The organism is Mycoplasma procyoni (genome assembly GCF_017052595.1).
GTDB lineage: Bacteria > Bacillota_I > Bacilli_A > Mycoplasmatales > Metamycoplasmataceae > Mesomycoplasma_A > Mesomycoplasma_A procyoni.
This window is the reverse complement of the sequence record NZ_JAFIDB010000009.1, coordinates 16,419-29,317: the sequence shown is the minus strand read 5'-3', so window position 1 is coordinate 29,317 and position 12,899 is coordinate 16,419. Positions and strand designations below refer to the sequence as shown.

The 12,899-nt window shown below is 29.5% G+C and carries 11 protein-coding genes; all 11 read left to right on the top strand.

What is annotated here, in order from left to right; genetic code table 4:
- Window positions 1–154: 154 nt before the first annotated feature.
- The 11 genes from JV122_RS03685 (at window position 155) to gatB (ending at window position 12,896) form a co-directional block, all read left to right on the top strand.
- Window positions 155–1,357 carry a formate/nitrite transporter family protein gene (locus JV122_RS03685; protein WP_205843172.1) on the top strand — a complete coding sequence of 401 codons (1,203 nt, stop codon included), beginning with the start codon at window positions 155–157 and terminating at the stop codon, window positions 1,355–1,357.
- Between the two features lie 81 nt (window positions 1,358–1,438).
- Entirely contained in the window at window positions 1,439–2,392 is a 954-nt protein-coding gene (locus tag JV122_RS03680) for an ECF transporter S component (protein WP_205843171.1), read from the top strand.
- Window positions 2,393–2,400: 8 nt separating this feature from the next.
- Window positions 2,401–4,638, top strand: coding sequence for a hypothetical protein (locus JV122_RS03675; RefSeq protein WP_205843170.1), 2,238 nt, complete (start codon window positions 2,401–2,403; stop codon window positions 4,636–4,638).
- Window positions 4,631–7,111, top strand: a complete 2,481-nt coding sequence (locus JV122_RS03670) for a valine--tRNA ligase (RefSeq protein WP_205843169.1) — start codon at window positions 4,631–4,633, stop codon at window positions 7,109–7,111. Before JV122_RS03675 ends, JV122_RS03670 begins: the two co-directional genes overlap by 8 nt.
- 46 nt (window positions 7,112–7,157) lie before the next feature.
- Window positions 7,158–7,331 (top strand): DUF2188 domain-containing protein, encoded by a 174-nt coding sequence (locus JV122_RS03665; RefSeq protein ID WP_205843168.1) that lies wholly within the window; start codon window positions 7,158–7,160, stop codon window positions 7,329–7,331.
- A gap of 19 nt (window positions 7,332–7,350) precedes the next feature.
- Window positions 7,351–8,205, top strand: a complete 855-nt coding sequence (locus tag JV122_RS03660) for a bifunctional 5,10-methylenetetrahydrofolate dehydrogenase/5,10-methenyltetrahydrofolate cyclohydrolase (RefSeq protein WP_205843167.1) — start codon at window positions 7,351–7,353, stop codon at window positions 8,203–8,205.
- A 163-nt stretch (window positions 8,206–8,368) separates the two neighbouring features.
- On the top strand, window positions 8,369–8,977 hold the full coding sequence (locus tag JV122_RS03655; protein WP_205843166.1) for a thymidine kinase: 609 nt from the start codon (window positions 8,369–8,371) through the stop codon (window positions 8,975–8,977).
- Window positions 8,978–9,031: 54 nt separating this feature from the next.
- The gene (locus tag JV122_RS03650) at window positions 9,032–9,877 is read left to right on the top strand and encodes an RluA family pseudouridine synthase (protein ID WP_205843165.1); all 846 of its coding nucleotides are present in this window, start codon (window positions 9,032–9,034) and stop codon (window positions 9,875–9,877) included.
- A 4-nt stretch (window positions 9,878–9,881) separates the two neighbouring features.
- Window positions 9,882–10,175, top strand: coding sequence for an Asp-tRNA(Asn)/Glu-tRNA(Gln) amidotransferase subunit GatC (locus JV122_RS03645; RefSeq protein WP_205843164.1), 294 nt, complete (start codon window positions 9,882–9,884; stop codon window positions 10,173–10,175).
- Complete coding sequence (locus tag JV122_RS03640) at window positions 10,168–11,487, top strand: amidase family protein (protein WP_205843163.1); 1,320 nt, start codon at window positions 10,168–10,170, stop codon at window positions 11,485–11,487. Before JV122_RS03645 ends, JV122_RS03640 begins: the two co-directional genes overlap by 8 nt.
- The gene (gene gatB, locus JV122_RS03635; protein WP_205843162.1) at window positions 11,487–12,896 is read left to right on the top strand and encodes an Asp-tRNA(Asn)/Glu-tRNA(Gln) amidotransferase subunit GatB; all 1,410 of its coding nucleotides are present in this window, start codon (window positions 11,487–11,489) and stop codon (window positions 12,894–12,896) included. The genes JV122_RS03640 and gatB overlap by 1 nt, the downstream gene beginning before the upstream one ends.
- Window positions 12,897–12,899: the final 3 nt, after the last annotated feature.

Here is a 12,899-nt window from a genome sequence, read left to right as displayed (position 1 = left end):
GGGGCGAAGGGGGGGTAAAAAAGTTTTTTACTCTATTTTTTTAGTTAATTTAATTTTTTGTTTTACAATTTAATTAACAAGTTCCATTTCTAATTGTGAAATGCGACAAAATTCGTGTTACTTAACATTTTTTACTAATTATTAAAGAGGAGATATGCAAGATTATAAAAGTAATTTTTCAAATGCATTGGAATATGGTTATCAAAAAACCAAAATGATCTGATGAAAAATCTTTTTAATGGGAATTCTTGCTTCAGTTTATGTTGGTATTGCGTATGCTGCGTATATTTATATACTTTCATGATTTGGTGCAGACGAATTAAGAAAATATGGAGACTTCTATTTAACAGGAGGTGCTCTATTTACTGCATCATTAATCTTCCCAGTTGGATTGATGATGATTACAACGCTTGGAGGGTCACTATTTACTTCTGATACTCTAGCGATGCTTGCTGTTTTAGACAGAAAAGCAAGATTAAGAAAAGTTTTTAGAAACCTAGGAATAGTGTTTTTAGGAAACTTAGTAGGTGGTTTAATTATTGCCTGCGTGTTAAGATTGGCTCACGCTTTCAAAGACGATCAACTAAAAGTAATTGAATTTTTAATTACTAAAAAAACTTCAAGTTTCTGATATGAGATTTTATTCTCATCATTACTTTCAAACTTAATAGTTGCTGGAACAGTTTGATCAACATTAGCAACTAAAAGTGCTATAGGAAAACTAATTATTGTTTTCTTCTTTATTTGATTATTTACAATAACAGGTTTTCACCACGTTATTGCTAACTTAATCATTTTCTCTTTTGGTTGACTATTCCAAGACGTTCAATACACAGAACACTACTCAATAAGTGAATTTGAATCAACGTTTAAACACTTGCCTGAATTATATGAAAAAATTAAGTCAATTGACTCAAACGTAGAAGTTTTAAAAACAGGAATTGGAAAAATTGAGTGAACAGCAACTTTAAATGATTTTATTGAAATTCATTCAGATCACAAAGTTCCAGAGTATGAATACTTAAATTGAACTTCAAAAGCAATTTTAGTAAACGCAATGCCCGCTTTAGTAGGTAACTGATTCTCAGGAGCGGTAATTCTTCCTGTAGTTTATTGAGCTATTATTAAATTTAAAGCTGAAAAATACGGAACAATTGATACTCAAGTTATTGTTGAACAAGAAGTTTCAAAAGTTATCAAAAAAGAAGATGTTTCAACTATTGAAGAGGCTGAATTAATTGCTATTTCAAATCTTAAAAACCAAACTAAACAGGAAATTAACGAAGAAATGAGCAAAGAAACAGCTTGATCAAGATTTAAAAAACGTTTCAAAAATAACAAGCACAAAAAAGACTAGAAGTTTAAGAACTAAATGCATATGTTGATATGCATTTTTTTATTTTATAAAAAAAGCACTTTGGAGTAAAATATATACACTATGAGAAAATGAAATACAAGGAAAATTGCTTTTGTTGCTGTGTTTATAGCTATCGCTACTATAATGCTAATTTTAGGTATCAGACTTGTGCCTTTAGCAATTATTCCTACAATCAGATTCTCTATCATAGGTTTACCAATTAAAATTACAGGATTTATCTTTGGTCCAATAATAGGTGCTGTAACTGGATTGTTAGCTGATTTAATTTCTTTCCAGTTTGCTCCTTCAACTTATTCTCCCTGATATACACTTGCTTTAAGTGTTACAGGTTTAATTCCAGGACTTATTTCTTGGTTATTTTTTGACATCATCAAAAAAAGAAATGAGCAAAACTACACAAAAAAAATTACAGCAAAACAAGAAGAAATTTCAATTCTTTTAATCAAACAAAAAGAAGCACTGATGCTTGAAGATAATTTATCAAAAAGAAGAAAAATTCAATTCAGAATCAAAAACCTTGAAAGAAAACTAAAAAGAACTGTTGTTCAAAAGATAGACACAAACCTTTTAAACACAACTTGAATTACCTGTTTAGTTCTGCTTGCTGTTGTTATTTCTGTGGTTATCGGAATTGTTATGGCTGCTCCTCAATCAACCTTTGCACACTCAAAATTTATTAAAACAAAAGTAGCATTTTTATCAATGGTTCTTGCAGGAACTCTGTTAATGATGCTCTTTATTACAGTCATCAGATTTATTCCTTTCTTCCAACAAAAAGAAAGATTTATTACAATGATTTCAATCGTTGTGTTTTCAGCTATTTTAGAACCAATCGCAAGTATTATTCTTTCTCAAGGTGATGTGCAATCTGGAGTCTTTCCAACCTTTGAAACAGCCCTAATCAGTCACTTTATAAGCTCACCAATTAAAATCTGAGTAAACTTATTTGTTATTTATATTACAAGTTTAATTGTTATTCCAATTGTTAGAAACAAAACTAAAAATGGATATTAGAGGTTAAGATGAATGAAAAGACAATTTTAAGTTTTACAGATGTATCGTTTAATAATGACCTAAAAAACATCTCCTTTGAGCTAAAAAGAGGAGATGATTTATTAATTTACTCTTCAAATCCAAACATCTCATCAGCCTTTAGAGATCTTTTAGTTTTCAAAAACAAAAAATACACAGGAACTATTGTTGTTGGAAATTCTTTATTACAAAAAAAATCTAAAGATTTCTTTATTCCTGAAAAGGTTTTAACTGTATTTTCAAACAAATACAAAACACACTACTATGATAAAACTCTTTTTGAAGTCCTAAAATATTCCTTCAACACAAACGATCATATTTTTAAGTTAGTAAACGATTTTAGAAAAGACTGAAAAGAAGTCAGTGATGAATATAGCTTCTATATCAAAGAAGAAGAACAAAAATATATCCTTTCTAAATATCAAAAACAAATTGAAATTTATGAACTTTTTTTAGGATTAGAAGAGTTTGCAAAAATTTCAAGTCCGAATTTCGAGTGTTCAAAAAACCTTGAGTTCATTGATTCTTACTTAGATCTCAGAATTCAAAGCCTCAACGAAAGTCTCAACAACATTACAAACAATGAAATTAAACAACTTAATATTTATTTAGAATTCCAAAATAAATACAGAAAACAAGAAGGTTGAATTCAAGATCTCAAAAGCAACTATACAGAAGCTAAAAAAGAAGTTGAAAATTTCTGTAACACTTCTGAATTCCAAATCAATTTTCTCTCTAGACAGGAAAAAATAGACAAATTAGAAAAAGAATTGCAAGAACAAAAAGATTTTCTCAAACACGGAACACTCACAAATGGTATCTTTGATTCTCTAATAAAAACACTCAAAGATAAATGAAAAAATGCAGTTGCTGAAAGAAAAATGCTTTCAAAAAAACATAACCAAGAAGAATATTCAAAAGCCAAAGTCAATGCTTGAGTAAAAAGAAAAAGTTACAGCTTTTTCAAATCTCAAAAAAGGAATTTTAAGTACATCAGTGCTAACTCATTAAGACTTATTTATTTTGCTTTAATCGATTTTGAATACCAAGTTTTCCACAGTGTTTTCTTTGATTTTAAAAGAGGAAAAAGACACACTTGACACGATGAAATCTCTATTTTTGAATCAATTAAAGGAAAACGTTTTTCAATCCAAAAGATTAAAAAGGACAATGAAGAAAAACTCAAACTTTCCAAAAGTTTAATCAATAAAATCAAAAAAGAACTTTCACATCTTAAAAAAGAAAAAATCGAGGGTTCAAAAGCAATTGATGAAACAGAAAGAAACATCAAAATTAATCAATTTTGAGAAAAGCAAGCTGAATACATTTGAGTCAAAGAACACAAAACTTCAGAAATAGATATTGATAACTCAAAAGAAACTGATTTATATGAACTAGAGCAAAAAATCATTTCTTATATCATCAAAATAACTAAAATTGATCGCTCAATTTATGGTCTTTTAGAAAGCGATAAAAAGGGAAAAATAGTACTTTCAGACTCATTAAAAACCAAAATTAAAACAATGATGTTTTTAAGTAAACAATCATATGCCATCTATCACCCAATTTCATTTATTTACACAAGCGACTTTGATGACAATAAAATTATTAAGAACATTATAATCAAAAATGAGCTGTATAATTTTTTAGAAAAAATTAATATTCACTACGAAAAACTATGGCAACCTTACAAAGAATTAACACAAGCTGAAAAAATCAAAATTGATATTGCGAAGCTTAAACTTTATGAACCAGCAATTGCAGTAATTGATCTCGATAAAACGCTTTTTGATGGCAGTTACATTGATGAACTAATCAAATGAAAATCACCAAACACCAGCTTAATTCTTTTTGCAAATAAACCTATAAATTCTTCAGTCAACAACATTATTTTTATTGACAAAGGAAAAATTCTTGAATCGACTTTTGCAAACAAAAAAATGTCTTTTGAATCTGAATATGCAAAAGAATTTATGGAAACAGGAAATTTCAACAGCGACTACAAAAACAGAATTACATTGCTGGACTACGAAGAAATTTACAACGTTAGAAAAAATATTCAAATCAACAACTCAATTGTTTATTTTTCAGAAAATGAGCTTGCTGTTTCTAAAATTAAACAAAGAAAAGAAGTTGAAAAAGAAGTTCAAGAAACCAACTTCATTGAAATCCAAGACACAATTATTATTGACTTAACAGAAAAGAAAAGGAGACTAAAAAATGGATAAAAAAATAGATCATAAACTAATAGAAAAAAACAGAAACCAAAAATGAATCGATAAAAAGTTTTTTTCTGAACACGATAACAGAAAAAAACCTTTTACAATTATTCTTCCGCCTCCTAATGTAACAGGAAAACTCCATTTAGGGCATGCTTGAGATGGTTTTATTCAAGACGTAATTATTAGATACAAAAAGCTAAAAGGATATGATGTTCTGTTTTTACCTGCTGTTGATCATGCTGGAATTGCAACTCAAACAAAAGTAGAAGAAAGACTTAGAAAAGATGGAATTTCAAGACATGATTTAGGACGTGAAAAGTTTTTAGAAAAAGTTTGAGAATGAAAAGATGAATATTACCAAATCATCAAAAAACAGTGAGCAACTTTAGGGCTTGCACTCGATTACTCAAACGAGCGTTTTACTTTAGATAAAGAAGCAAACGAAGCTGTTCTAAAAGTCTTTGTTGACTTTTATAACAAAGGGCTAATTTACAAAGGACTAAAAGCAATTACTTGAGATCCAAAACAAAAAACAGCTCTTTCAAACATTGAGGTTATTAACAAACCTACAGAACAAAAAATGTACTACATTAAATATCCTTTTGAAAACTCAAATGAGTATTTAACAGTAGCTACAACAAGAATTGAAACAATTGCTTCTGACGTTGCTGTTGCAGTTCATCCAAGTGACAAAAGATACAGTCATTTAGTTTCTAAAAACATTGTTCATCCCTTTACAAAGAAAAAAATCCCTGTAATTACAGACAACTACATTGACAAAAGTTTTGGGTCTGGAGTTATGAAAGTTTCAGCACACGCTACAGAAGATATAGAGATCATTAACAGAAATGGACTCGAAATTATTGAGTCTATAAATGCTGATGGAACAATGAATGAAAACGCCCTTGAATTCAAAGGATTAGATCGTTTCACAACAAGACAAAAAATGTTTGAAAAACTTCAAAAAGAAGGCTACATTTTAAAAACAGAAACAATAACTTCAAATGTTGGTTATTCAGAAAGAAGTGGAGAAGTTGTTGAAATTTTAATGTCTGAACAATGATTTGTTAAAATGGATCATTTAGCAAATAATTTACTTGATCACCTAAAATCAAAAGATGCTGTTCAATTCTTTCCAAAAAGATTCCGTAATGTAATCAGAAGATGAATTGAAAATGTTTATGACTGAACTATTTCAAGACAGTTATGATGAGGACACAGAATTCCTGCATGATACAAAGATGGACAAATGAAAGTTCAAATCGAGTCCCCTGGAGAAGGATGAGTACAAGATGAAGACGTTCTTGACACTTGATTCTCTTCTGGATTATCTCCTTTTGTGTTTTTAGGTTGACCTCAAAGTGATCAAAAACTAAAAAGATACTATCCAACCTCTCTTTTAGTAACTGGATGAGACATCATTTTCTTCTGAGTTGCTAGAATGTATTTCTTTGGACTTGAAACACTTGGACAAAAACCTTTTAAACAGGTTTTACTGCATGGATTGATCAGAGATGAAAACGGACTCAAGATGTCAAAATCTTTAGGAAACGGAATCGATCCTATGGAAGTTATTGAGCAGTATGGTTCTGATGTTTTAAGAGAAGCACTGATTTTTAACTCAACACCAGGTCAAGACATTAAGTTCTCAGAAGAAAAATTAAGAGCTTCATGATCTCTAAACAACAAACTTTGAAACATTATCAAATACATTAATGATCTGCCAGATACAGAACCAAAACCTGCAAGCGACAGAGAAAAATGAATTTGAAACAAACTTTATTGATTAAACAAAAACATCAATAAATACATGAAAAAATATGAATTTACTTTAATTTATAAAGAAATTCAAAAATTTATTTTCGATGATTTCTCTTCATGATACATTGAGCTTTCAAAAACAGAACCAAACAAACAACAAGCACTTCTGTTAATCAAAAAACTCTTAATTATTCTTCATCCATTCATTCCTTTCTTAAGTGATTATTTATATGAAGAACTATTCAATGAAGAATTACTAGACTCAAAAAGATTTGTCTTAAAACAATACACAGAAACAAAATACATTGACGATGTGATTGAAATTGTTAAAAACTTAAGACAATACAGAGAAAAATTCAACATCTCTAAAAAAGAGAAATTACAGTACTTTGTGAAAAATTCACAGCTTGATCAAAGAGCAATTGACATCATCAACAACATGTGTAATGCCGAAGTTTTTGCAAACGAAGTTTCTTTATTAAAAACAGATAACTTCGAGATCTACATCAACTTATCACAGCAATTTTTAGATCAAGAACAACAAAAAATCAAAGAAGAAATTGCAAAAATAGAGTTTGAAATCAAGCGTGCTAAAGGAATTTTAGAAAACAAAAAGTTCCTTGAAAAAGCTCCAGAAGCTAAAGTTAAAGAAGAACAAGACAAACTAAAAAACTATCAAGAAAAATTAAAAATGTATCTTGATAAACTAAATAACTAAAAATTTAATATAATATAATTATTAAAAAAGTAAATAAGGAGGCAAAATGATTAAATATGTTGTAAATCACAACGGAGAATGAGCAGTAAAAAATGCTAATGCTGACAAAGTTACAAAAACTTTTAAAACTCAAAAAGAAGCAATTGACTACGCTAGAAGTTTAAAAAACACAACATCCGTAATGATTCAAAACAAAGAAGGTAAATTTAGAAAAGGCTAAGAACCTTTTCTTTTTCTTTATGCAAAACAACTTTATTTTAATAGATGGAAAAAAGGTTTCTGCCTTTATTTTCGAAAAACTAAAGACCTTCTTTGAATCATTAGACAAAAAAGCCTTATTTAAAATTATTCAAGTAGGAGACAATCCTGCTTCAAACAAATACATTGCAAACAAGCTTAAAAAAGCAAGCGAACTCTCAATCGAATCAAAACACATAAAATTGAATCAAAACATAACTCAAAGCGAGCTAGAAAACATTGTTAAACAAGAATCTAAAGAGTGTGATGGAATTATAGTTCAGCTGCCTTTACCAGAACACATAGATTCCCAAAAGGTGCTTGATTGTGTTATTTTAGAAAAAGATCTTGATGGACTCTCACAAAAAAATCAGCAAGCTTTTTATTTAAATCAAGACGCTTTTGCTCCAGCAACCGCCCTTGGAGTTATAGAGTTACTAAAGTTCTATAATGTGCCTATAAAAGACAAAAAAGCTTATGTTATTGGTGAGTCTAATTTAGTCGGAAAACCCACAAAATTCCTTTTAAAACAGCAAGGAGCTATCACAAAAAGCTTTAATAAACACACAGGAATTAAAGGCTCCGAAGAAGCTGATATTTTAGTTGTTGCTGCTGGTCATAAACATTTAGTAAAACCAGAAAACATCAAACAAGGAGCTGTAGTAATTGATGTAGGAATAAACACACTGAGCAATGCTAAAATAACAGGAGATGTTGATTTTGAAGCTGTAAAGCATAAAGCTTCTGCGATTTCACCTGTTCCAGGTGGAGTTGGCCCAATGACTATCATTTCTCTCTTTTTAAATCTTAAAAAAGCTATCGAACAAAATCGTCAAAAATCAAAAAGTGAATATTAAAAGAGAAAAAAACGATTTTTTGCGAAAATTGAAAATAATTTCAAAAATAATTTTCAATTTTTATTTTTTAAAATATAATAATTTTAATAAATCTAAATACACTTCGATCTAAAAAATCCGAGTGTGTTTTTAAACACTAAAAAGAGTATAAAAAGGAGTAAAAATGTATAAGAAATTTTCTGAAGGAATGATTGAAGTAATAACAGGTCCAATGTTTTCTGGAAAGAGCGATGAGTTATTAAAAAGAATAAGAATCTTGGGATATGCAAACATCAAAACATTAGTAATTAAACCAGTTTTTGACAACCGTTTTTCTGAAAATGAGATTATTTCTCGTTCAGGTTCAAAAATTGCGACTCACAATGCTTCAAGTGCTGATGAAATAAGAGAATTATTTGAAAAAGGAAACTATAAAGCTGTAGCGATTGATGAAATCCACTTTTTTAGCAAAGATATTTTAGGTCTAATTGGTGAGCTTGCTGATGACGGTGTAAGAGTTATTGTAAGTGGGCTTGATATGGATTATTTAAGAAGACCTTTTGGTATTATGCCTTCAATTTTAGCAATGGCTGAACACGTTACTAAACTGCAAGCTATTTGTGTAAAGTGTAAAAATGCTGCAACAACCAGTTTTAGAAAAGGAAACAGCAGATCTCTTAAATTATTAGGAGACATCGAAGAATACGAAGCAAGATGTAGATCTTGCCACATAAAAGGCGAATTCAATAAAATTATTGAAAGAGAAGCAAAAGAAGAAGCTCAAGTCGAATAAGCTTTTTCTTTTTTAATACATTAAAAAACGAACTTTAAAGTAGAATTATAATATATGAAAACATTAATAGCAACACTGAATGATGAAGGAAGAACAATTTATAAGTATTTATTAAAAATGTTCCCTGACTTACCACTTTCTAAAATTGAAAAACTTTTTAGAAAAAAAGATATAAAAATTAACAATCAAAGAACAAATGACAAAAAATATTGCCTTAAAAAAGGTGATGTAATTGTTATTTATGGAATTGTTGATGAAGCAATAAAATCAAAAGAAACAGTTCACAAAGCAACTGAAATCAACTTCAAAGTTATTTATGAAGATGAAAATGTTTTAGTCGTTGATAAAAAGCAAAATGTAGCTGTTCACAGCGAAGAAAACTCACTGGATGATCAAGTTCTTAAATATCTAAAATTTAAACAAAAAGACTCCTTTGTACCTTCACACATTGGACGTTTAGACAAATCAACTTCAGGACTTATGGTTTATGCAAAAAACTATTCAAGTCTTGTTGAAATGAAAGAAAAACAAAGCAATTTCAAAAAAATTTATGTTTTTAAATCTGACATAGTTTTAGAAAAACAACAGAAAGTAAGCTTCTTTTTAGACAAAAACGAAGAGAAACATAAAATGAAAGTTGTTGATAAACCTGGATTGCTTGCTGAAACCATTTTCTTTGCTGAAAATGGTAAAAAATATGCCCAACTGATCACAGGAAGAAAACATCAAATTAGAGTTAGTCTTTCTAAACTTGGTTATCCAATTTTAGGAGACAAAAAATATGGAGGAAGAAAATCACACAGAGTTTTCCTTCACTCACACAGATTACAATTTAAAGGATTAAGTGGTAACTTAGAGTACTTAAATAACCAAGAATTTATAAGTTATCCAGATTGGTAGAAAAATGAAAAGAGAAAAAATAATTGAATTAGCTAAAATTTTAAAACTTACTCCAACAGAAGAAGTTATTGCTTCATTAGAAAAAGAAGCGAATCAAATATTTAAAATGCTTGATGATTTTAAACAAATCAATGTGGAAGGTGTTGAACCTTTAACAAGACTTTCTGAAATTCAGGACTTTAATTTCAGAGAAGATGAAGCAGAAGATTATACAGAAAATAAAGAAATTATCTTAAAAAATGCACCTAAGAAAAATGAAGATTTTGTGGTGCTAGAAAGGGTTATTAATAATGATTAAATTAGGTGATTTTAATAAGGCTTTAGAAGAGCTAAAAAATGACAAAAATAACGCTGTTTCCTTTATTTTCGAAAAAAAAGAAGCACAAGAAGGAAATCTAAAAAACGCTGTTTTTACAATCAAAGATGTCTTTGCTACAGAGGATGCAAAAACACAAGCATCTTCAAGAATTTTAAGTGATTTTCAGCCTTCTTATAATGCGACTGTAGTTCAAAAATTATTAAATAATGGAGCTGTTGCAGTTGCTAAAGTTCATAACGATGAGCTTGCTTTAGGAGGAGAAGGAATTTATTCTTATTGAGGAAACATCGCAAACCCTTTAGACTTAACAAGAAAAGTCGGTGGTTCTTCTTCTGGATCTGCAGCAACATTAACAGATAACATTTCTTTTGCATTAGGTTCAGATACAGGAGATTCAGTTAGACTTCCTGCATCTTTTGTTGGAAAAGTTGGATTTAAGCCAAGTTACGGAGCTGTTTCAAGATATGGAATGTTTGCTTATTCTTCTTCTTTAGATACAGTTTCTTGATTTGCTCACAATGTATTTGATGTTTCAGAGGTTGCTAAAGCAGTTTTTGGTAAAGACTCAAAAGATTTAACTTCAGTTGATGTTGAAATTAATAATGTTCAAAAAACAAAACCTAAAAAAGTTGCCTTTTTTGATATAAAAGGAAAAGAATTATTAGATCCTGAAGTTGAAAAAAGATACTTTGAAGTAATTGAGTTATTTAAAAAAGAAGGTGTTGAAGTTGTAATGATTGAACCAGACAGTCATCTTTTAAACTCTGTAAAACCCGTTTATGATATTGTTTCTTATTCAGAAGCTTCATCAAATTTATCAAACTTAAACGGAATTTCTTTTGGTAAAAGAGAAGAAGGCGAAACTTGAGATCAAATCATGACAAATACAAGATCTAAAGGATTTGGAAAAATGGTGCAAAGAAGACTAATTTTAGGTTCATTTTTCTTAGAAAAAGAAAATCAAGAAGAACTCTTTTTAAGAGCTCAAAAGATCAGAAGACTAATCAAAAACTATTTAGACAAAATTCACTCAGAACACGATTTATTAATTTTCCCAGCATCACCTACTGTTGCTCCAGTTTTTGATGATAAGACTTCACATGGATTTATGAACTTTATTTTAACTTCATCAAATCTAGCTGGAAACCCTTCTTTAACAATGAAAATAGGTCAGTCTCAAAAAGAAAAATTACCATTCAACATCACTTTAGACTCAAAAATCTACAGTGATCAAAAATTACTATCATTTGCACTTTGAGTAGAAGAGTTATTAAAGGAGTTAGATAAATAATGAATAAATATAATGTTGTAATTGGTATTGAAATTCACTTAGAACTAAATACTAAAACTAAAATGTTTTCAAGTGCTCAAAATACCTTTGATGCAACTCCGAACACAAAAGTAAGCTTAATTGATATTGCTTATCCAGGAACACTTCCAAACCCAAACAAACAAGCTGTTGTTAAAGCTATTAAGCTTGCAAAAGCTCTTGAGATGGAAATTGATCACGAGATTCATTTTGACAGAAAAAACTATTTCTATCCTGATTTACCAAAAGGATTCCAAATCACTCAACAATTCCGTCCAATAGGGAAAAATGGGGTTGTTAGATTCTTAATTAACAAAGAAATTAAAGAAATTTCAATCGAAAGAATTCACATGGAAGAGGATACAGCAAAGCAAACTCACACCTCTGAAGGAACTTTTATTGACTACAATCGCGCAGGAATTCCTTTAATCGAAATCGTTACAAATCCTGTAATTACAAGTGCTGAAGAAGCTGGAAAATACGTTGAATCAATTGCTAAAATTGCAAAATACCTAAATATTTCAGATGCAAAACTTGAGCAAGGTTCACTAAGAGCTGATGTCAATTTATCTCTAAACAAACCTGGAGAGCCTTTTGGAACAAAAGTAGAAATCAAAAACATCAACTCTATTTCAAATATTAAAAAAGCAATTGAGCTAGAAATTAAAGAACAAACACAAAAACTAGACAATGGAATTGCAATAGTCCAACAAACAAAAAGATTTGATGACGAGCAACAAAAAAATGTTGTCATGAGAGAAAAAACAGGAGCTGTTGATTACAGATATTTCCCTGAACCAAACATCCCTGTAAGTCGCTTAAGTCAAGACTTCATTGACTCAATTAAAATTGAAAAATTACCTTTCGAGTGAGAAAGTGAATACAGACAAAACAACATGCCCGAAAACTACATCGAGCAACTTGTTAATAACTTCGAGTGACTACAATTCTTTGAAACAATCAACTTCAGCGACAAACTCAAAACAACAAAATTCTTCTTTTCAGAAATCGTCCCTTTAATTAAAGAAAAAGGACTAAACAATCTTAAAATCAAAACAGAAGACATCGAAGAAATTCTGGAACTTGAATCGAAACAACAAATATCATCAAAACAAGCCAAAGAATTAGTTGTTTATAAAGAAAACGAAGACTTAACTATTGCTGAACTAATTGAAAAATATAATATTAAACAACTAGATAACACAGAAGAAATCAAGCAAATCGTTCAGTCTCTAATTGATTCTAATAAAGATATGTTAAAAGAATATCCAACAAGACCTGAAAGAGTAACTAAATTCCTTTTAGGAATGGTTATGAAGCAAACTAAAGGTCAAGCAAATCCACAAAAAGCAAATGAAATAGTTGAACAACTAATAAAACAAAATCTATAAAGG